Genomic DNA, 18,743 nt, shown 5'->3' on the forward strand with positions numbered 1-18,743 from the left:
GTCCGCGGTCGGCGAAAGTGATGAAGCCGGGTCGGCGTAGGCCGACCCGGCTTCGCCTTGCGTTCTGGGCTACGCGGCCCCGCCTCCCGTCCGCCGGAGGATCAGACGTGTGATCTCCCGGCAGTGGTTGGCCACCGCCCGGCCGTGGTCGCGGATCGTCTCGGCCGGCTCCTGCGAGTCAGGTCCGCACGGGGCGGCCGGATTCGAGGCGAGCGAGACGAAGGCGAGTATTCCGAGGAGTGTGGGGACCGTTTCGCCCATGGACTGGAGGAGCACGGTGATTCCTTCCAAACGTGCGTCCTGGGGCATTGCGCACTCTACGACGGCCCGAGAGGAGTGGGGACTCAGTTCTCAGAACGGGACTTTGGAGAACCGCTGGTGTGCGGCTTGCCGGGTGGTGCCGGTGGCGGTGCCGATCGAGGTCCAGCTGGCGCCGTCGCGGACGGCGGAGGTGACGGCCTGCTGCAGCCGGGCGGTGCCGAGTTTCTCGACCCGGGCGGCGGCCTCGACCGCGGCCAGCGGCCGGGAGTCGGCCAGCGCCGCGAGCTGGACCCGGAGCCGCTCGATGGTGTCGGCGACGTCGTCGGGGATCCGGCCGCCGACCAGTCGGCCGACGTGTTCGGCTTCCCAGGCGGCCCACGGTCCGTCCCCGGCCTCGAAGCCGTCGGTGGCCTCCCAGTCCTGGAAGTCGACCGGGAACATGTCCGTGCTGCGCCATCCGCACGCGCAGCCGGCCTTGACCGCGAAGGCCCGCGGGCGCCCCTCGCGTCCGTCGTACAGCCACCACGCTGAGTTCTCGCCGGTGTACTCCCGGCCGTCGGCAGCCTTGCGCGGTGTGCGGATCGCCGGGGGTTCGGTGCCGTCGGCGAGGACAGCCACGACGTACCCCTCGTGTCCCTCCGGCAGGTCGTCCGAGTGCCAGCCCATGTCAACATCTCCTGACGTAGCCATTGAATCGTCAAGGTTCCTTGCGTCCTATCGTAACGCGTCAGGACTTCCTGACGCAGGCCGTTCCCGGTGATCTGTGGATCGCGGATAAGCTCCCCATGTCCGGAGTCCAGGAACCGGCATAACAGGCATACATTGGGAGAACGTGGTGAACGCGGATCTGTCGGTCAGTTCCAGCAGCACCCCGCCCGCGGTGCCGGCGCCGGTCCGCCCGGAGGAGTTCGACCAGCGGACCCGGGCCGCGCTGGAGGTCCTCGAGCACCGGGCCGTGCGCGTCGTCGCCGACGGCCGCCCGGAGCGGACCCGCACCGGCTACGCCCAGGACTGGGCCAGCTGGACGAAATTCTGCGACCAGAGCGGGGTCCCCCTGCTCGCGGTCACCGCGGGGACCCTGACCGCGTACGTGGAATGGCTCTGGACCCAGCCCGGCTGGAAGGCCGGCACCTTCCTCGCGCCGTCCACCATCGACCGCCGGATCTCCGGCACCGTGGTCTCCGCCCGCGAACAGCACGGCATCAAGACCGAGCAGGGCGTGGCCCGCCTCGCCCGCGACCGGCTAGCCCAGCTCGTCAAGGAGATGGAGAAGACCGGCGAGAAGCGCGGCCGCGGCCAGGCCGCCCCCCTGCTCGTCGACCACCTCACCGCGATCAGCGCCGCCTGCCCCGACAACCTCATGGGGATCCGCGACCGCGCCCTGGTCCTCATGCACTTCGCCGTCGCTGGCCGCGAACACGAACTGGCCGCCACCCGGGTCCGCGACTACACCCCCACCCCCGAAGGAATCCAGGCCGACCTGCGGGTCTCCAAGGTCCGCCCCCGGGTGGTCCCGGTCCCCTACGGCACCCGGCCCTCACTCTGCCCGGTCCGCGCATGGACCGCATGGAAGGACGCCGCCCAGCTCACCGACCCGGACGGCCCCGCCTGGCGCCGCCTGCACTCCCGCTGGCACACCGTCATGAAGGGCGGACTGCAGCCCGAGTCCATCGGCGACGTCATCACCCGCGCCGGCCAGCGCGCCGGAATCGATATCCGCTTCACCGGCCACAGCCCCCGCCGGGGCCTGGCGACGTCCTCACGGATGAAGGGCCACGACCAGATCGTCATCGCCAAGCAGGGCGGATGGGCCCCGCACAGCAAGGTGCTGGCCGGCTACCTCGACGTCGTCGACCAGTGGGAGGACAACGCCCTGCTGGGAGTGCTGTAGCCCTCCCCGGACTCGCACCACCCGAAGGTAATCCCAAGCAGCTGGGCAACGTGCCGAATGGGGGAGTCTGCGTGCTCGACTTTCGGGGGAGGTGGTCCCGCCTCGTGACGCGGGACGATCTTCCCTCGTGCCGAAGCTTCCTGAATGGACATCAGGAATCGCGTGACGGCAGAAGGCTTCTAGGAAAGTTGAGGCATTCATGAAAACGGCAGCATTACTTGCCGGTGCATCCACTGTGGGTGCACTGCTGCTGTGGGCTCCCGTGGCGGACGCGGCGACGGCTCCGCCGCAGGCAAACACTTCCACTGCCAGGGCTGCTTTCGGCACCAGCGGTCTGGGGGCGGTGCAGGGGAAGAAGTACGTTCTGGAACACCTCGTCGAGACCACTGTTCCCGGCAAGGCCGGCAGTATCAGGGTTCTTGCATTGGACGGCCCACCGAACGTCTCCAGCCGTCCTGGGGAGGTCTTCTTCCTTTACGATCCGTCGGAACGGAGCGTCACCGGGTCGTTCTGGCTCAGCGGTGACACGGCCGCGACGGAGGTCGACGACTGGCGGCAGGTCAAGTTCTCCTACCCCTCCCGGTCTCAGCAGCGCATCGAAGTGCGCTACGGCAGCCTCGCCAACCCTCAGACAGCCGACGTCGTGGCGTCGGTCACGCGCTCATACGACCGGAAGTCCGACGAGCCCGTCCTGATAGACGACGCCTTCACCGAGTCGGAACAAGGCTGGAAGCAGTTCATCGCCGACGTACCTGCCGACAGCCCCCTGGAGGACTTCGAACTCCATTACGGCCTCGATCAGATCCCCGCGCCACTGGACGCCATGGGCCGCGCGCTTCACATGACCGGACACAACCGCAGCGACGACCTCGCCATGTTCGCGACCAAGGAAATCGGGCCGCAGCACGGCATCAAGCCGAACACCAACTACCGCATCGACTACGACTTCGACATCGCCACCAACGCCTATAGCGGTGTAGGTATCGGTGGTGACCCCGGCGGCTCGGTGTACGTCAAGGCGGGCGCCGTCTCCACCCAGCCCGCAACCGTGCGTGAGGCGGGTCTGCTACGCGCGAACTTCGACCACGGCAATCAGTCGGAGGACGGCAAGGACGCCGTCGTGCTCGGCAACCTGATCAAGCCGTCGGGCCTTGAGGACGACACCTACGAACTCAAGCACTTCAACAATACCGACAAGCCACTCAGTGCCACCTCCGACTCCCAGGGACGACTCTGGCTGGTCGTGGGCACCGACTCCGGCTACGAAGGCATCACTCACGTCTACTTCCCCCGCATCGGCGCCACCCTCACGCCGCTTTCGTAGCAGGCCTCTCGCCTGTCGTCGTTTTCATGGGCTTGGCGTTTATCCTCGCCCCTCACCCGACCTGCTGATCTGCGGTGTATCCCGCGACGCCGGAGGCGGCCGTTCTCCACGCTTCGAGATGTCGAGTAACGAAGCACCAGAGAACGGCCGCTGCGTATGAGTCTGTCTGCCGAAGCACGGGGTCCACGGGTACCCGGACACCGAGACCCGGCAAACCTTCCCGTTCACAGCACTAGGTGTAACGGCGTTGGCGTCGGCGGTACACGGCCCAGGTGCCGGCGCCGAGAGCGGTCGCGACGAGAGTGCTGCCCACAGCGATCGCGCTCGGGTTCGCATGCCCGATACTGCCGCCGATTCCTCCACGTGCTGGGCCGGCAACCACCTGGAAGGAGGCGAGGAGGTGTTGCGTACCCGTCCCGCACTCGAAAGTGACCTCGTGCCTGCCGAGAGCGGCGTTATGCATGACGATGGCGTGCCCCGAGAAGGAGTTGGCTGTCGTCCCGGGGGCCAGGCTCACCCTGCCGAAGGCGTTGGATACCGCCTGGACGGTGTTGCTGCCGCACCCTTCCATGGTCAGAGTGACGGAGGAGCCCCGAGTAACGGAGGTAGGGGAGACCGAGACGGTGGAAGCTGCCTGGGCGAAGGTGAGCAGCCCGGCAGCGGTGGCTGTGAGCGCCGCGGCCGTGACGACGAGCAGACGACACGGGGTGAGGGACGGCGGCGCCGGTAGCTTGGCTGGCATGGGCTCGGCCTCCTCTGCTCAATGCGGATTCGGCCCGCACCGTGCACCGACGCTACGACTTGGACACCCGGACGGCGACCGGTACAGGGCGAACGAGTGAGGAACCGACGACCTTGTCCCGGCGCTCGTAGCGGCAGCGCGCGGTCTCGGAGCTGCGTGCGCTTGGGAAGTGCCGCGGACGGAGGGCCTCACAGCTGCCCGGTGGTTCTGGACCGAACGCCGCTGCCGTCCTGGTGCACGGCCCGCCGCGAGTACGTCCGTGCCAGCCCTCACCAGCCTCAGGGCCGTAGGGTCGGTCTTCGCCGGCGGCTGAGGTGACCGGGGATCTGTAGTTGCAGCGCGCCGCGCAGCGCCCGCGCGCTGCAGCGCGCCAGGATGTCCCCACAGCGGAGGGCAGACCCGGAGCCTCACATGGCGGGAGCGGTACTTTGATCGAGGTGGAGATCCAGCACTGTGGCAGCTCGATGCTGCTCAGCATCATCGGGCAGCTCGACGACAGTGCGGGAGAGGTCTTGCAGCGCGCGTTGGGGCACGTGACGATCCAGGAACGCGACCTCCTGGTGGACTTGCACGCCGTCACCACCATGGATGCCGAGGGCCTGCTCCACCTCCTGGACCTTCACCGGCACGCCGAGCAGATGCGCTTGCGCGTCCGCGTCGCAGGCTGGCAGACCCAGCCCCAGCAGTGCATGGCCACCATCGCCGGCATCCCCGGCCCCAGAACCATGACCGGCGAACGCTACGCCCTTCCCGGCTTCCGCCGCCTCCTCAAGGAGAAGGCACTCCAACACAGCTGAAAAGCTTCCCAGGCCCCGGCGGCCGACGGTCCTCTCGCGCCAGCAACGGCTCTGACATCCCGTAGCTGCCCCCGCGAAGTCAGCTAGATTCGTGTCTTATGTGCCGGTATGGAATATATGCACTCGGGTCACTGGGCCGAGGCTGAACTGAGTGAGGCGCAGGGGGCTGGAGTGCCGTACCTGGTGCTGGCCGAGCCCGTGCCCCAAGGCATTGTGCTCACCGTCGACCAGACCACCGGCTGCCTCGTCACTCTCACCGTCACCTACGCCGCTGCCGGATTCGAGCCCGCCGAAGCGCTCGCCGGCTTCGGATTCGCACTGACCAGCTGGACCCGGGTTCGACATAATTCGGCGGCCTAGAGAGCCGAAACCATGGCCTGACCTGCGAGGACATGGCTTTGGCCCGGGTTGGACGGCACAGGGGACGGGGCGGCACACGGCCGGGGCCGTCCGCGACAGGCGACGCGGCTGGTGAACAACAACGGCGGTGATCAACGGCGGGGGCTACTGCGTGGAAGCCAGGCCGTAAAGTTCGGCATCAGCCAGGGCCGCGCGGGCCACGAGCGAGAACATCGCCCCGGCTTGACCGGGCTGCTGACGCCCGCCTCCGTATGGTTCCGATGGGTGTGCCCCGCTGTCCGGGTTCGCGTCTGGGTCACCACCTGTCGGAGACGGCGGGGGCGGCGGGGGCGGCCATCTGCCTGAGTCTGGTGAGGAGGAGCTGTGCGTCGGCGACGGCGTCGTGCGGGCCGCCGAGGCGCTGGTTGCGGTAGGCGCCGCGTTTGGCGGACCACAGTCCCTTCCACACTGCGTACGGGACCATCGCGTCGCGCCAACGGCAGTTGCCCAGCCACCGTTCGGCGTCGGCTGTACTGCCGTAGTGGCGGACCAGTTCGCGTTCGAGGACGCCGTGGTCGAAGGGCATGTTGTAGGCGACGACGGTGCGGCCGTGGAAGGTGTCGGCCAGGGACGGGAGTATGTCCGCGAAGGCCGGGGCGGAGGTGAGGTGTGCTGTGGTGATCCCGTGGACGGCGGTAGCGGCCGGGTCGATGTCGGCGGCCGGGTTGACGTGAGTGGTGAACACGGCGGAGCCGTCCCGGTCGACGGCGGCGATCTGGACCGCGAAAGCGTCCTTGAGGCCGGTGGTCTCAATGTCGAGAGCGATCAGGGAGTCGTCGGCGAGGAGACGGCGGGCCCATCGGCTGGCCTCTTCGCGTTCCCGCGGCCAGGCCGCCGGGCGCCGTAGTGCCCTGATCGCGTCCTCGAGCTCGCGGTGGGCCTCACGGGTTGTCTGGGAGCGCCACCGGGCTGTGGTGCCGGTGCCCTGTGCGTTGATGGTGCCGAGGTAGGTTCCGTGTTCGTAGACGGCCCAGGTGGGATGGCTGGTGTCGGCGGGCCGCACGAACTGCACCGGCAGGTCGTCGACATCACGGACGAACAGATCCTCCCAGAGCCCAGGGTCCTCGACGCTCATCAGTAAATCCCTCTCTTCCGTTCCGGCAGCTGTCCGGGGCGCGCGGGGCCAAACAGGCCCATACTCGCCCATGCTGTCGGAAGGTCAGGAGCCGCGGGGTGTATTCGCGGACCGCTGTGGGGCCACGAGCGTTCCTGTGGCGGTGGTGCGTTCGCACCCGCGCGGCCTGCCGGTGTCGGCCGGGGAGTCGGACTGACGGGGGGCGAGTCTGACGGCTTCTCGCCGCCTTCAGGGTTTTACCTGCGGCGGACCTGTTCGGCTTGCAGGCCCTTGGGCCCCTTGGTGACGCTGTATTCGACGGGGTCGGCTTCGTGGAGTTCCTTGAAGCCGGTGCCCTGGATGGCGGAGTAGTGGACGAACAGGTCCGGTCCGCCGTCGTCCTGGGCGATGAACCCGTACCCCTTCTCGGCGTTGAACCACTTCACGGTGCCTGTTGCCATCGCTTACGTCCTTGACTCGTTCCGCAGTGCCGTCGCGGCGGCCCGCCGATGTCCCGGCGCTCCGCCGTGGGAAAGTCTGCCACCCCGTCACGGTCCGCTTTGCCGGCCTGCGGCTCCACAAGCGTGCTGTCACTTCGTCGGTGCGGTGGCGGGGTGGGAGCTACTCGGGTGATGTGGAGGGGAAGAGGCGTGACGTGAGAGGTGGATGAACGGTTCTTCCGGCAGTCGATACCCACGGTTGCCGGGCCCGGCAACCGCCTGTGTGAGGAGTAGAAGCGTGAAGGTTTCCCAGCGTCTGTCGGCTGCTGTCCCGCTGGCCGTGATGGTGGCCGGAGCCGCCGCCGGTACCGCCGTGGCCGGGGGCGGGGAGCACGCCGGCGGGGACGGGATGTTCGTGGTCTGCCAGAGCCCCTCTGCGTTCAGCCTGGTCGACACCTCCGGGGGCGCCGGCGGCCTCATCGGCCAGACCGCCTCCGGGCTCGGCCTCGGCCTCCTCGGCGCCGGCCAGGGCGACAGCGGCCACCCCAGGACCTACACCACCTACCCCACCCCGGAGCCGACCCCTGAGGAGAACGGGGGCACCGCGAGTGGGCAGGGCAACGCCTCCAACGACAACTCCGGCAACGCGGACGGCGGCAACGGCGGCCACACCGACCTGGCCACGAACCAGAACGTGTCCGGCAACCGCTGCCTGACCGGCGACGAGACCACCACCAAGGTCAACACCGACGACCACAGCCGCCTCGACTCCTCCACCACCGTCGACAGCCACAACGACAAGAGCCAGAACAAGGACAACAGCCGCAAGAACCACCACGGCCTCCTCTAGCCAACAGCCGCAGGGCTGTACGGGGACCCCAGCCGGCACACCGTCCCCGTACAGCCCGGCAGGTGCAGTGAGCTTTCAGCACCCTCCCCGTTGAGCAGACCAGCAACGGCGTACCGTCACTGACGGCCCATCCGCCGCCAATGACGTGTACCGGCCAGTGACACACCCGACAAACCAACGCCTCTCACCGCCGCCCGCTGTCGCGTCGTCGGGTTCGGCCGCACTCCGGGTCACCCCGCGGACGGCAGCCCCTCGACCAGCCGGGAGGCGGCGGCGCGGTACCGGGCCGACCACGTTCAGATTCTCGTGTTTAAAGCGGGGACTGCAGGGCCGCGTCCTCATTGCGGATCTCGTGGCCCCTCCGTGCGAAGCTGGCTCACCAGCAGTGGGACCGCAGCCTCATGTGGTCACTCAGCGTTACTCGCCTGCTGCAGCGGTATGAGAACGGTTGACTCACAACGCAGGCGTGGGATGTGGGTGGGGCGCTCGTGGCCTGGGTGCGATGATTCTGCCCGTGTCCCTGACCGGCCTGTACCTCACGAGAGAGCCCTGCCGTGCATCCCGATTTCACCTACCGCCAGCTACGGGCAGCGGCCACTCCCGGCGTCCTGGACCAGGCCCGCTTGCTGGCTGGCGAGGTGACCGGCCTCGACTGGGACGAGCACTCGGTATGGGGTGAGCTAGGCAGGTACGGGCCCGGCGAACTCATGCTGCACCACGCCGAGCGGCCGTTGACCGGGGACTGCCCGTGCCGCCGCCGCAAGAGCGGCCTGTGTGTCCACCTCACCGCGGTGGCCCTGGCCTGCCTCGGCGACGACGACGAGCTCAAGCAGGCACTGAGCCGGCTGCCTCACGCGGATCTGGTCGCGCTGCTGTGCGATCTCGCCGACCGTTCCGAGCAGGCCCGCAGCGCCATCCGGGCCCGCACCACCAGCTGAACGACGCCGGCTCGCGGTTGCTCCAGCTGCGGGCGGCACGCGGCTGAAGCCAGACCGGTCTCGCCGAGGCCTTGCGTGAAGACGGGCGCGACCGACTCGTTGTGGGGGGCGGTCTACGCGTACGCCGAGGTGTCGGCGTGAGAAGTGGGGGCAGGACCGTCCCTGACCGGCCGGGCGCAGGCACGCCCGGAGGGGAGAAGAGAGCCCCAGGGCACTGCAGTCCCAGTGGAGTTGGGCTACTTCCAGGGGCGGTCGAGTGGCCGCGGTCCTGTGTTGGTGCCCAGTCAGTCCGCCAGGGGTATCCGGGGATGCCCCTGGCGGACTGGTCGAGCCCGGCTGCGGCCTCCAGGGGGTGGATCTCGGCGTTGGTCGCGCCGAGCATGCTCTGGAGACTGCGTTCGGGATCGCCGTCGAGTTCAGAGGCACGCTGAGGCTAGACAGCGGTTGGCACACCGCGCGAAGCGCAGGGTTTCCGCTCTCGTCCGCGACAGGACCCTGCCCTTCGTGGGGATGCCGGGATCAAAGGTGCGGCCGGGTCTGCGACGGGGGGTCAGCGGCTCTGCTGCTCGACCGTCGACTTGAGCTCGCGCAGGAGTTCGGTGGTCTCCCGCTTCTTGCTCCAGTCCTCGGGGGCAGACTTGATGTTCGACTCGATCTTCCTGACCTGCTCCGCAGCATCCTGCATGCCCTGCGACTTCTCCTGCATGTGTGTCACCTTTCAGGACGGCGGACTGCCTGAGTGCAGCCAGCCACATAAAGGTATATATCAGACAAATAGTGCACAGGGTGCCTCTCGCTGGGGAATGCCACGGCAGGGGCTGCGGTGGCCGGTGCGGCCGCTGGCGGCCAAGCACTCCCGCCTCGGCCGTGGGTCCCAGCCGGCGGGAACTGGCTTATCTCGCCCCGCTGGGGCTGGAAGGCAGGTATGGGTGGTGCCGGATCGGGCCTGGTGTCTCCCGGAAAATCTCCAGCGATGGAATAGTCTGCGCGGGGCGCTGCCTGCGTGGGTGCCCGGTCGTTGAAGTAGGTGGGGGACGCACCCGGCTTCCTGGACTCCGAGCTTCCGGGGACCGGCCCCCCTTGTCCTGGCGTCTGTGGTGCCCCGCCGCACACGGGGCCCGGCCGCGCCATGAGCGGCGGTGCCGCAACAGACGCCAGGACCCCAAGCCCTGAGGTGGGCTGGCCTGACCCCGCCGCCGGGTGACGGGAGCAACACCTTGATCAAGGTGGACATCCAGCACTGCCACAACGCGATGGTCATCAGCGCCACCGGGGAAACTCGGCGAGGGTGCGGGAAAAGCCTCTGCATCCCGGCGGTGAGCAGCCAGGTCTCTGCGGGCCGCGGGTCTGTGCCGCGGTCTTGGGTTGAGAGGGAAGGCAAGGAGCTGGGAATGGGGGCGGTCGTGCAGCGGATGCCGGACGAGAACGGTATCCGGATCATCTTGTGCCACGGCGAATTCGACGCGCACACCAGCCCCTTGCTCGACGAGGAACTGCGTGGAGCCGCACTTGAGCGCGTGGGCAGGGTGATTGTGGATGTCAGCCAGATCTCCTTCGCGGACTCCACTTTCCTCAGCGTCCTCATCACCGGACACCGCGCGCTCACCCTCATTCTGGCCGGCCCGCTCCCGCACCGTTTCGCCAGGCTCCTTGCCCTCACCCGCCTCGACACCCACCTCCGCATCACCCCCACCCTGGCCGCGGCAGCCGAGCATCCCTGACAACCGGCGGCGCAGCAGCCTTCTAGGGGGTGCGGAGGGCTTGGAGATTGTTCGACGGACGTCGTCAGTTCGATGCCTCCGCCGGTGGGCCGGATGTGTGCGAGGCGGCCCGGGCGGGCGCGGCCGGTGTGGGTGGGGAGCGCTTCGCAGACCATGGAGAGCAGAACGCCCTCGGTGCCGGAAGCGATGTCACGGACCGGCTTGCCGATGAGTGGCCCACCTTCCGCCGGGCCAGCGCTGGCAGGCCGCGCACCCCGGCCAGGGCCCGCTTGCCCGCGCTCGCCGCGTCCAGCGCCTTCGACTCGCCCAGCAACGCGAGGAACGGGCGCACCGTGGCGTACCGGTTCGTGAGCGCGGCCCGCATGGCGACCTCGGCCGAGTTCTCGTCCTCGGGCACCAGCGAGACCACTGTGGCCGCCGCGGTCATCACGGCGGCGCGCGGGGCGACCTCCTCCACCGCCGCCCACAGCGCGGCCACCGGACCCGCATCGGCGGACCGGGGAGTCGGCCCACGGGCACCGTCGTCCACGAGTACGGCTGCGAAATAGTCCCGCCTGACGGTCCGGAGCTGGACCTGGAGCAGGCCCTCGCCGCGTTCGGCCGCGAGGGTGCCCGCGCCTGCCAGGAGTGCGCTGCCGCCGAAGTGCTCAACCGGTTGTAGGGCCCTGGACGGCTGGCGCGCGGGCCGCCCGGTGCGGCCCTTCGGATGTGGGACCGCGGGCTGAACCGGAGTTTTCCACAGGCGGAGCCGGGTGTAGCCGGAGCCCGATAGCGTGGGCGGGTGGCAACACGGATCTTCTACATTGACGACTCGGGTGCGGAGAGCACCGGGTACGTCGTCTACGGCTGGGCCGACATCGACATTGCGCAGTGGAGCGCGGCCCTGCGCCAGTTGCTCAACTTCCGCAAGAAGCTCTATGCGGAGACCGGCATCCCCGCCGACTATGAGCTGCACTCCACCCAGTTCATCCCCGGCCGTGGCACACCCTCGACCAGACCGGCGTGGAACCGGCAGAAACGCCGGCGCCAGCAGGTGGCGCAGGACAACCTCGCCGCGATCGCCGCGCTGCCCGGCACCAGGGTGGGCGCGGTGTGGCGGCACACCACCGAAAAGGGGCGCGCGTACTACGACCAGCGCTCCGCGGTGTACGCGGCGATGCTCGCCGACATTGACCAGGCGCTGGAACGGGACGGCGACCACGGGATCATCGTCATGGACGGCGACGGGTCGGACCCGAGCTACCAGCGCGAGCACCGCAAGCTGAAGCTGGCCACCCGCCGCATCGTCGAGGACCCGTGGTTCATGGGCTCGCATCACAGCCAGCCGGTGCAGGCCGCCGACCTGCTCGCCTACACGGCCTACCAGACGGTGCAGCGGCACCCGGGCAAGGACTTCATGTGGGATTGGTGGAGCCAGCAGCTCCCGGAGGCTGGTGCCCCGAGGCGGATCTGAGAAACACAAAGGCCCGGCGACTAAGCCGGGCCTTGAGGAAGCTAGACCCGGTTATCCCACGTACGTAGGCCAGGTCCGCACCATCAGTATGCCATATAGCACCCGTGCGTGACAGATCCGATGGCCGGGCAGTTCCCCGCCACGCCGACACGCTTGAGCGGGGCCCCTCAGAAGGGGGGCCCCGCTCAAGCGTGTCGGCGTGCGGTCTCAGGGTGTGCGGAGTGGCTGGAGATTGTCGACGGACGTCGTCAGTTCGGTTCCGCCACCGATGGGCCGGATGTAGGCGAGGCGGACGGGGCAGGCCCGGCCGGTGTGGGTGGGGAGTGCTTCGCGGACCACTGCCTGCAGAATGCCCTCGGTACCGGAGGCGATGTCACGCACGAGCTGGCCGATGAGGGGGTGGTCTTCGTGTCCGTCTCGGTTCACGGTGCAGCCTGCAGACCGCTGGTGTCGAGGAATCGGCCCAGGCCGCGGCCGGCCCGTGCGAGGAGGTCCGGGGAGGGGGCGCCGTACGCGGCCGGAGCGGTCTGCAGGCCGGTGACGGGGTGGAGCCGGACGGTGCCCTGGGCGGAGACGTGGGCCTGGCCGGTGAGGGTCATGTGCCCGTCGGCGGTGACATCGACCTGCAGACGGCCGCCGAGGGCATCGACGGTGTAGCGGACGCGCCGGGGCCGGTGGACGGTGCGGTGCAGGGCCGCGACGACAGCGGCGCATGCGCCGGTGCCGCACGAGGGGGTCTCGCCCACGCCGCGCTCGTGTACGCGCAGTACCAGGTGGGCCGAGCCGAGGTCTCGGACGAACTCGACAGACGTGCCGTGCGGGTAGGCGGTGGCCGGAGAGACCGTCGGCGGTTCGCCCAGGGTGCCGGCGTGGTCCAGGTCGTCGACGAACACGACGGCGTGCGGGTTGCCGACGTCGACGTGCAGGGCGGGCCAGCTGCGGGTGCCCACCGTGACCGTGATGGATTGCGGTCCGGGGAGGGTGGGGCGGCCCATGGCCACGCTCACCTCCCCGTGGTGGGGGGTGTCGCCTGCGGCGACGTCGAGCTGACGGACACCGGCCCGGGTGGCGATGGCCAGGGGGCCGTGGGTGTGGAGGCCGGTGGAGGCGAGGTAGCGGGCCAGGACGCGGATGCCGTTGCCGCACATCGCGCCCAAGGTCCCGTCCGCATTGCGGTAGTCCATGAACCACTTGGCGTCCGAAGCCATGGCGGAGGCCTCCGGCGTAGCGGCGCAGCGCACCAGACGCAGGAGGCCGTCGGCGCCCAGGCCGGTGCGCCGGTCGCACAGCCGCACGATGGTGGAGGGCGCCAGGTCCAGGGTGTTGTCAGGGTCGTCGAGGACCAGGAAGTCGTTGCCCGTGCCGTGGCCCTTGGCGAAGGGGACGGACAGGGACAGGGATGCAGTCATCGGTGGGGTGTCTCCGCGTCGTCGATGCGCAGCCAGATGGCACGGGTGCCGGCCGCGGTGGTGGTCATGCCGTAGGCGGAGCCGGATTCCAGAACCTCGACCACGAGCGGCCACTGCCCGGCATGGATGCCGACGGGGTCGATCCGGAGGAGGAGGTATCCGGCGTGCCGGGTGATGCGCGGTGCCCGGCCGGTGAGGCGCGTCAGGGCCGCGAGGGCCCCGGCTGCGGCGGCTTGAGTGGTGTGGTCCATCTGCCGTCCTCCGGTCACGCAAAGCACATCTAGTCACTAGCTAAAGAGCTAGTGACTAGGTTGGCATTTCGTCACCTCAGATGGGGTGGATTCCGGAGAATGAGCTGACCCGATCGCGGCAGCAGACGAAGGGGAGAGATGTCGGACCGGCCCCAGCCTCCGTACCTGCGCGTCGCCGCCGAGTTCCGCACCCTGATCGCCTCCGGCGAATGGGAGCCCGGCAGCCGCCTGCCCTCCCGCGACGTCCTAGGCGCACGGCACAGCGCCGGGGAGAATGTGATCCGCCGGGCGCAGGAGCTGCTCATCACCGAGGGCCTGCTGGAGGGCCGGGCGGGATCGGGGACCTACGTCCGCCCCCACGAGCGGCTCGTCATGCTCCGGTTCCCCGCCGCGACCTCTACGCCCGCCCCGGCCGGGGCCTCCACCTGGGACGCCGAGAGCGAGGCCAAACTGCCCGCCCCCGCCGCGGTCGCGGCCCGGCTGGGCATCGAGGAGGGCGACCATGTGGTCCGCACCGCGTACGACTTCCTGGACGAGGCCCGCCGGCCCGTGGCCACGGCCATCAGCTGGGAGCCCATGGCCATCACCGGCGGCACCCCGGTGGTCCTGCCCGACGGCGGCCCGCTTGCCGGCCGCAGCGTGCCCGAGCGCATGGCGCAGCTGGACATCACCGTCGCCCGGGCGCATGAGCGGACCCGCCCCGTGCAGGTCGACACCGACCAGGCCCACCGGCTCGGCATCGCCCCCGGCGCCCTCGCGACTCTGATCGAGCGGACCTTCTACGACACCACCGGCCGCCCCGTGGAGACCGCGGACATCATCGTCCCAGCTGGCCGCTGGACCGTCGACTACCACCTGCCCCTGACCTGACCCTCTGCCCGTCGGCCAACTGGTCAGGCGGGATCTCGCCACGGTTGAGGCGGCGCGCATGGCTCGGGAATCATGACCCCCAGGCCCGGACGGGCCGACCAGGGGGAGGGGTAGACACCATGTCCGACGCACGCCCGAGCGCACTCAACAGAGCCACCTCGGCACTCGGCTCACCCGCACTCGGCGCCGTCCTCAGCATCGTCGGACTGGCCGTCTGAGGGGCCCCGCGTTTTCCGGACAGCTGCTAATTAGCAAATTCAGGCTGCGAGCTGCTGGTTCAGGTACTCGTCGTGGACCTCTCGTGGGGTCCGGTACCCGAGTCCCGAGTGACGGCGCTTCGTATTGTAGCGGACCTCTATGTAGCGGGCGATGTCGCGGTAGGCGTGTTCTCGGGTGGGGTATACGGTCCGGTGGACACGTTCATTTTTCAGGGTCGCGAAGAATGATTCCGCCATGGCATTGTCGTAGCAGATCCCGGTCCGGCCAACGGATTGCCGGATTCTTAGCCCGGTCAGTGTATTGGCGAACTGGGTCGAGGTGTAATTGCTGCCGCGGTCCGAGTGAAAGATGGCGTCTTCGGCGAGTGGGTGGTTGCGTGCTGCCATTTTGATGGCTGCTTCGATAAGTGGGGTCTTGTAGTTGTCGTCCATGGCCCACCCGATGACGGCTTTGGTGTGGCAGTCGATGACGGTGGCGAGGAATACCCAGCCTTCCCAGGTTGGAATGTATGTGATGTCGCCGACCATTTTGCGGCCGGGTGCGTCGGCGGTGAAGTCGCGGTTCACGAGGTCAGGGATCGGGCCGGCGGAGCCGTCGTTCTCGGTGAGGCTGTGGCGCCACGGTCGTGGCTGACACGCCTGGAGGTCCAGTTCCCGCATGAGGTCACGCACGAGCTCGGGTCCGCAGGGGACGCCCCACGCGGACAGGTCGGCGTGGACCCGACGGTAGCCGTAGGTTTCGTCAGAATCCTCGAACGACTTGGTGATCAGCAATTTCAGATCCTCCCGTCGCCGGGCAGTCGCTGAAATCGGCCTGCTCCGCCATTCGTAGAAGCCGGAGCGGGATACTTCCAGCCAGTCGCACATCTTGGCAACCGGCACCGTGTCTTCAGTGTTCGTGGTAAATATTGCGTACTCTGCATCGATGAACTCGAACTTGTCGCTCACCGAGGGTCCTTGGCGAAGTACGCTGCAACTTTTTCCAGGAAAGCGACTTTCTGTCGCAGCTCGCGCAATTCTCGTTCCTGCTCCCGCAGGCGGGCGCGCTCGTCGAGCGTGAGTTCCGGCTCCTCGCCATCATGCTCACGACGGTATGCGTTGACCCAGTTTCCCAGAGTTCCTTCAACGAGTCCGAGTTCCCGGGCGACCTGGGCGACCGGACGCGACGTCTCGATCACCATCTTCACGGCCTCTTCCCGATACTCCGGGCTAAATTTCCTGCGTTTCTGCGACAACCGACTTCCCTTTCCGAGTGGTCCCACCGTAGTGGGACCACTGTCCGGAAGGTTCGGGGCGCCTCAGTCCCCTTGATCGGATGGATGGCCGACCGCGTCAACCTCCACGTCCTGCTGGCCATACAGGCCGTACTCATCCTCATCCTCGCCGCGGGCCACTACTGGACCCGCAGGACCTACATCCAACTGCGCCGGGTCACTAACCTGCGGTCCATGGATGACGCCGCGTACTACGACCGTGTCCGCGCCCAGCTCGAAGCCGAACTCATCTCCGACTACGGCGAGATCGCCGACGGCCACCTGCGGGTGTACGCCGCCGAGGTCCCCCGCCTGTCCACCCTGCTGGTCAACACCGTCACCGAGGCCCAGGCCCAGCCTCAGCGGATCCTCGCCGCAGACCTGACGACCAACCCCACGCTGCTGACCGGCCGCCGCGAGTACATCGCCGCGAACCGGCGCTTCACCGAATCAGGCGGCCGTATCGACCGCCTGTTCATCGCCTACGCCGCCGACCTCGCCAAGGCCGAGTTCGCAGCCTCCCTGCTCTCCCTCATCGGCCAGCACCGCGACCTCGGTGTCACCTGCGGCCTCGCCGTCCGCGACCGCCTCCGCGCCGACCAGGCCGTCGACGTCGTCGTGTTCGCCAACGCCGCCGCCCTGGTCGAGGAAGAGCAGGGCGACGCCGACTACAACCGCGGCCGCAGCAGCGTCTACTTCAAGAACGTCGGCCGGTGGGCCGGCCGCTTCGAGAGCGTCTGGGGCCACGGCGCTGACTCCGCGCCTCGCGTCCTGCAGACCTACGAGGCCACCGCCCGCCCCATGCTCGACGCCGGAACCTGGGACGCCGACCGGGCCACCTCCACCGTCGCCACCCTCTGACCCAGCCCGAGGCGGCCCACCGACCTGGTGGGCCGCCTCTCGCATGTCCAGAATCCTCCGCGAAATCTAGTGACTAGAAGTACGTTGGGTGATCAACGGTGGGGGATGGCCCCGCCCCTGTCACCGGGGTCCGCATGTTCCTCGCCTTAGCCCTGATCACCGGCGGAGTGCTCCTCCGTCAGCCCGACCGCCTCCGCTTCCGACGCGGCCGGCCCCACACCGCACCGGCTGCCCGGCTCATAGTTCTTCAGCGCGCCCGCGCCACCAACGTCACCCCCGTACTGCTGCTGGTCGGCCAGTGGGTACAGATCACCGGCTACTGGCTCCTCGCCGCCCACGGACCGCTCGCCGCTACCACGGCCGCCCTCGGAGTCGCGGTCCAGTTCCGCCACCTCCAGGAGATCAGCCACCACGCCGTCCACGGCGTACTGGCCCGCACCCTCATCGCCAACCGGAGGCTCGCCGAGATCGGCGCCCATCTCCCCCTCGTCTTCGGCCCCGTGGCCGTCCGGCGCCGCCGACACGTCCGCGACCACCACCCCAGCGCCACACTCGCCGCCGACCCCAACCTGGTCGACCTCGCCGCCGCGGGACTCCACCCGGGCACCGTGCTGGACCGCCGAGGCCTCGCCCAGGCCGTGCTCCACCCCCTGACTCCCCGAGGCGTACGCGGCACCCTCACGTCCCTGCTCGACAACCTGCGCACCCACCACGGATACAACCGCGCAGCCCCGGCGGTCGGCGCAGTGCTCGCCGTTCTCGGCACCGCCTACACCGTGGGCGGCTGGCCCGCCCTCGTCGCCGGAGTCCTGGCTCCCCGCCTGCTCCTCTATCCCCTGCTCGCATGGTGGTCCCTGCTCGCCGAGCACACCTGGTTCGACCCCGACCATCGCACCGGAACCCCCGCCCACGTCGAAGCCGGACGCTGCCTGCGTCTCTACCCCCACAACCGGATCTTGGCCGCCACCGCCGCAGCCACCTGGCTCCCCTACGGCGACCTCCACCACTACGCCCACTCCGCCCACCCCGGGCTCCGCTGGAACTACCTGCCCGCCCTGGAGGGCCACCTGCCGCGTCCGCACTTCACCCCTGACGCCCTGCTCTTTGGTCCACGTTCCGTCACCCGCCGGCACCGGGCAGCCCTCGCGCGCCCGGCCGCCCGCGCAGCCGCAGGGTCCAGGTCGAGCTAGCGGGAGGCGGAGCGGAGACAAACAGGCCCCGGTCGGCATCAGCCGACCGGGGCTTTCGCGTTCCACCCTCGGAGCAAGGGACCATAGGGACCGGAGAACCGAAGTCCCCACGCATCCGACGGAGTCAGCTCTCCACCTGGGCGACATCCTGGGCCCGCCACCCGGTCTCGCCGTCCGCGCCCATCGTCCACACCAGGCTGAACGTCATCACGAAGCGCGAGGTGCTGGCGTAGGGCTCAGGGCCTGTCAGACTCATAGCACCAGAGCACTCCACCGCCACGGTGGCCCGGTTATCGCCGTACGACAGCAGCGTGGCGGCCTTCACCTCAGCACGGTGAACAAACACCTCACCGGCCGGCGGCCTGCCCTCCCCATCGATGCCCATCTTCCGGGCCAGAGCCTTGTACTGAGCGTCCGTTTGAGCGCCGACCTTAGCCAGCGCGTCCGGAGTGTAGACGTCTTGCATCAGCGCCGTGCGGCCTGAGTCGGAAAACATGCGCTCGCTGCTCAGCGCCTCCGCGTAGCTACCGGCCACCGCCCGGGCGCCCTCTCGGGTATGGACCCCGGGAGGAGCCGGAGCCGACACCGCCGGGTCCGTGCCAACGGAGCCTGGCGGCGTCTGCGTCTCTCCACTGCCCATGCGCGTGCCCACCACCAAGGCCCCCAGCAGAACAACAGGTATGCCGCCCCAGATCAGAAGGCTCCTGCGCGAGCGTCGCGCGGCCGGCTGCTGGGGAGAGCTGCTCGTCCGGCTGACCGGTCCCGGCCCGCCCTCGGCGTGCCCGCACCCATGGTCGATTTCCATGTGGACTCCCCCACCG

General features: G+C 69.0%; 23 protein-coding genes and 1 pseudogene. 12 read left to right on the plus strand and 12 right to left on the minus strand.

The annotated features are described in order from the left end of the window. Positions 1–69: 69 nt before the first annotated feature. Positions 70–291 carry a hypothetical protein gene (locus ACTVZO_RS42040; protein ID WP_443303884.1) on the minus strand — a complete coding sequence of 74 codons (222 nt, stop codon included), beginning with the start codon at positions 289–291 and terminating at the stop codon, positions 70–72. Positions 292–351: 60 nt separating this feature from the next. Further along, positions 352–927: a hypothetical protein gene (locus ACTVZO_RS42045; RefSeq protein WP_443303885.1), complete on the minus strand. Its 576-nt coding sequence runs from the start codon at positions 925–927 to the stop codon at positions 352–354. Positions 928–1,093: 166 nt separating this feature from the next. Between ACTVZO_RS42045 and ACTVZO_RS42050 the strand changes: the two genes are divergently transcribed. Together ACTVZO_RS42050 and ACTVZO_RS42055 are read left to right on the plus strand one after the other, a co-directional pair. Then, on the plus strand, positions 1,094–2,152 hold the full coding sequence (locus ACTVZO_RS42050) for an integrase (protein ID WP_443303886.1): 1,059 nt from the start codon (positions 1,094–1,096) through the stop codon (positions 2,150–2,152). Between the two features lie 199 nt (positions 2,153–2,351). Beyond that, positions 2,352–3,476: a hypothetical protein gene (locus ACTVZO_RS42055; RefSeq protein WP_443303887.1), complete on the plus strand. Its 1,125-nt coding sequence runs from the start codon at positions 2,352–2,354 to the stop codon at positions 3,474–3,476. A gap of 232 nt (positions 3,477–3,708) precedes the next feature. Here ACTVZO_RS42055 and ACTVZO_RS42060 read toward each other — a convergent pair whose 3' ends face one another. Continuing rightward, on the minus strand, positions 3,709–4,218 hold the full coding sequence (locus ACTVZO_RS42060) for a hypothetical protein (protein WP_443303888.1): 510 nt from the start codon (positions 4,216–4,218) through the stop codon (positions 3,709–3,711). Positions 4,219–4,655: 437 nt separating this feature from the next. Between ACTVZO_RS42060 and ACTVZO_RS42065 the strand changes: the two genes are divergently transcribed. Both ACTVZO_RS42065 and ACTVZO_RS42070 read left to right on the plus strand, forming a co-directional pair. Beyond that, entirely contained in the window at positions 4,656–5,015 is a 360-nt protein-coding gene (locus ACTVZO_RS42065; protein WP_443303889.1) for an STAS domain-containing protein, read from the plus strand. A gap of 171 nt (positions 5,016–5,186) precedes the next feature. Beyond that, the gene (locus ACTVZO_RS42070; RefSeq protein WP_443303890.1) at positions 5,187–5,375 is read left to right on the plus strand and encodes a hypothetical protein; all 189 of its coding nucleotides are present in this window, start codon (positions 5,187–5,189) and stop codon (positions 5,373–5,375) included. Positions 5,376–5,670: 295 nt separating this feature from the next. On the opposite strand, the gene ACTVZO_RS42075 is transcribed toward ACTVZO_RS42070, so the two are convergent. Then, positions 5,671–6,489: a 3'-5' exonuclease gene (locus tag ACTVZO_RS42075; protein WP_443303891.1), complete on the minus strand. Its 819-nt coding sequence runs from the start codon at positions 6,487–6,489 to the stop codon at positions 5,671–5,673. Positions 6,490–6,725: 236 nt separating this feature from the next. Next, a complete protein-coding gene (locus ACTVZO_RS42080) occupies positions 6,726–6,929 on the minus strand; it encodes a cold-shock protein (RefSeq protein ID WP_443303892.1) in 204 nt (67 codons plus the stop codon). 277 nt (positions 6,930–7,206) lie between these two features. Here ACTVZO_RS42080 and ACTVZO_RS42085 point away from each other — a divergent pair, with 277 nt between their 5' ends. After that, positions 7,207–7,758 carry a hypothetical protein gene (locus ACTVZO_RS42085; RefSeq protein ID WP_443303893.1) on the plus strand — a complete coding sequence of 184 codons (552 nt, stop codon included), beginning with the start codon at positions 7,207–7,209 and terminating at the stop codon, positions 7,756–7,758. Between the two features lie 554 nt (positions 7,759–8,312). Then, the gene (locus ACTVZO_RS42090; protein ID WP_443303894.1) at positions 8,313–8,696 is read left to right on the plus strand and encodes a hypothetical protein; all 384 of its coding nucleotides are present in this window, start codon (positions 8,313–8,315) and stop codon (positions 8,694–8,696) included. Positions 8,697–9,246: 550 nt separating this feature from the next. Here the strand turns inward: ACTVZO_RS42090 and ACTVZO_RS42095 are convergent. Further along, positions 9,247–9,402 (minus strand): hypothetical protein, encoded by a 156-nt coding sequence (locus ACTVZO_RS42095; protein ID WP_443303895.1) that lies wholly within the window; start codon positions 9,400–9,402, stop codon positions 9,247–9,249. A gap of 520 nt (positions 9,403–9,922) precedes the next feature. Between ACTVZO_RS42095 and ACTVZO_RS42100 the strand changes: the two genes are divergently transcribed. Continuing rightward, positions 9,923–10,417: an STAS domain-containing protein gene (locus tag ACTVZO_RS42100; RefSeq protein WP_443304045.1), complete on the plus strand. Its 495-nt coding sequence runs from the start codon at positions 9,923–9,925 to the stop codon at positions 10,415–10,417. 214 nt (positions 10,418–10,631) lie between these two features. On the opposite strand, the pseudogene ACTVZO_RS42105 reads toward ACTVZO_RS42100, so the two are convergent. After that, positions 10,632–10,895, minus strand: a pseudogene (locus tag ACTVZO_RS42105) (hypothetical protein); the annotation flags it as partial. Between the two features lie 9 nt (positions 10,896–10,904). Between ACTVZO_RS42105 and ACTVZO_RS42110 the strand changes: the two are divergent. Then, the gene (locus ACTVZO_RS42110) at positions 10,905–11,078 is read left to right on the plus strand and encodes a DUF6233 domain-containing protein (RefSeq protein ID WP_443304046.1); all 174 of its coding nucleotides are present in this window, start codon (positions 10,905–10,907) and stop codon (positions 11,076–11,078) included. A gap of 120 nt (positions 11,079–11,198) precedes the next feature. Further along, positions 11,199–11,870, plus strand: a complete 672-nt coding sequence (locus tag ACTVZO_RS42115) for a DUF3800 domain-containing protein (RefSeq protein ID WP_443303896.1) — start codon at positions 11,199–11,201, stop codon at positions 11,868–11,870. Between the two features lie 207 nt (positions 11,871–12,077). Here the strand turns inward: ACTVZO_RS42115 and ACTVZO_RS42120 are convergent, their stop codons facing one another. From ACTVZO_RS42120 to ACTVZO_RS42130, 3 genes are read right to left on the minus strand one after another with little or no spacing between them, the layout of a single operon-like run. After that, on the minus strand, positions 12,078–12,296 hold the full coding sequence (locus ACTVZO_RS42120; RefSeq protein WP_443303897.1) for a hypothetical protein: 219 nt from the start codon (positions 12,294–12,296) through the stop codon (positions 12,078–12,080). Further along, on the minus strand, positions 12,293–13,279 hold the full coding sequence (dapF, locus tag ACTVZO_RS42125) for a diaminopimelate epimerase (RefSeq protein ID WP_443303898.1): 987 nt from the start codon (positions 13,277–13,279) through the stop codon (positions 12,293–12,295). Before dapF ends, ACTVZO_RS42120 begins: the two co-directional genes overlap by 4 nt. Continuing rightward, positions 13,276–13,530, minus strand: coding sequence for a hypothetical protein (locus ACTVZO_RS42130; RefSeq protein WP_443303899.1), 255 nt, complete (start codon positions 13,528–13,530; stop codon positions 13,276–13,278). Before ACTVZO_RS42130 ends, dapF begins: the two co-directional genes overlap by 4 nt. A gap of 138 nt (positions 13,531–13,668) precedes the next feature. Here ACTVZO_RS42130 and ACTVZO_RS42135 point away from each other — a divergent pair, with 138 nt between their 5' ends. Further along, positions 13,669–14,400, plus strand: a complete 732-nt coding sequence (locus ACTVZO_RS42135) for a GntR family transcriptional regulator (RefSeq protein ID WP_443303900.1) — start codon at positions 13,669–13,671, stop codon at positions 14,398–14,400. 257 nt (positions 14,401–14,657) lie between these two features. On the opposite strand, the gene ACTVZO_RS42140 is transcribed toward ACTVZO_RS42135, so the two are convergent. After that, positions 14,658–15,853, minus strand: a protein-coding gene (locus ACTVZO_RS42140) for an IS3 family transposase (RefSeq protein ID WP_443296327.1) whose coding sequence is annotated in 2 segments (ribosomal slippage) — positions 14,658–15,601 and positions 15,601–15,853 — 1,197 coding nt in all. Because the reading frame shifts where the segments join, the coding sequence is not laid out codon by codon here. Between the two features lie 84 nt (positions 15,854–15,937). On the opposite strand from ACTVZO_RS42140, the gene ACTVZO_RS42145 reads away from it, so the two are divergent. Together ACTVZO_RS42145 and ACTVZO_RS42150 are read left to right on the plus strand one after the other, a co-directional pair. Beyond that, entirely contained in the window at positions 15,938–16,732 is a 795-nt protein-coding gene (locus tag ACTVZO_RS42145; RefSeq protein WP_443303901.1) for a hypothetical protein, read from the plus strand. Between the two features lie 134 nt (positions 16,733–16,866). Then, entirely contained in the window at positions 16,867–17,922 is a 1,056-nt protein-coding gene (locus ACTVZO_RS42150) for a fatty acid desaturase (protein ID WP_443303902.1), read from the plus strand. Between the two features lie 124 nt (positions 17,923–18,046). On the opposite strand, the gene ACTVZO_RS42155 is transcribed toward ACTVZO_RS42150, so the two are convergent. Next, the gene (locus tag ACTVZO_RS42155; protein ID WP_443303903.1) at positions 18,047–18,727 is read right to left on the minus strand and encodes a hypothetical protein; all 681 of its coding nucleotides are present in this window, start codon (positions 18,725–18,727) and stop codon (positions 18,047–18,049) included. Positions 18,728–18,743 lie beyond the last annotated feature (16 nt).

It is taken from the genome of Streptomyces sp. IBSNAI002 (assembly GCF_052244475.1).
In the GTDB taxonomy this organism is placed as follows: Bacteria; Actinomycetota; Actinomycetes; order Streptomycetales; family Streptomycetaceae; genus Streptomyces.

Bases quoted from the DNA above. Each gene is read 5' to 3' on its own strand.
- ACTVZO_RS42075 (WP_443303891.1), bottom strand. From the start codon at position 6,489: ATGAGCGTCGAGGACCCTGGGCTCTGGGAGGATCTGTTCGTCCGTGAT.
- ACTVZO_RS42150 (WP_443303902.1), top strand. From the start codon at position 16,867: ATGTTCCTCGCCTTAGCCCTGATCACCGGCGGAGTGCTCCTCCGTCAG.
- ACTVZO_RS42135 (WP_443303900.1), top strand. From the start codon at position 13,669: ATGTCGGACCGGCCCCAGCCTCCGTACCTGCGCGTCGCCGCCGAGTTC.
- ACTVZO_RS42045 (WP_443303885.1), bottom strand. From the start codon at position 927: ATGGGCTGGCACTCGGACGACCTGCCGGAGGGACACGAGGGGTACGTC.
- ACTVZO_RS42095 (WP_443303895.1), bottom strand. From the start codon at position 9,402: ATGCAGGAGAAGTCGCAGGGCATGCAGGATGCTGCGGAGCAGGTCAGG.
- ACTVZO_RS42080 (WP_443303892.1), bottom strand. From the start codon at position 6,929: ATGGCAACAGGCACCGTGAAGTGGTTCAACGCCGAGAAGGGGTACGGG.
- ACTVZO_RS42145 (WP_443303901.1), top strand. From the start codon at position 15,938: ATGGCCGACCGCGTCAACCTCCACGTCCTGCTGGCCATACAGGCCGTA.
- ACTVZO_RS42155 (WP_443303903.1), bottom strand. From the start codon at position 18,727: ATGGAAATCGACCATGGGTGCGGGCACGCCGAGGGCGGGCCGGGACCG.
- ACTVZO_RS42055 (WP_443303887.1), top strand. From the start codon at position 2,352: ATGAAAACGGCAGCATTACTTGCCGGTGCATCCACTGTGGGTGCACTG.
- dapF (WP_443303898.1), bottom strand. From the start codon at position 13,279: ATGACTGCATCCCTGTCCCTGTCCGTCCCCTTCGCCAAGGGCCACGGC.
- ACTVZO_RS42130 (WP_443303899.1), bottom strand. From the start codon at position 13,530: ATGGACCACACCACTCAAGCCGCCGCAGCCGGGGCCCTCGCGGCCCTG.
- ACTVZO_RS42060 (WP_443303888.1), bottom strand. From the start codon at position 4,218: ATGCCAGCCAAGCTACCGGCGCCGCCGTCCCTCACCCCGTGTCGTCTG.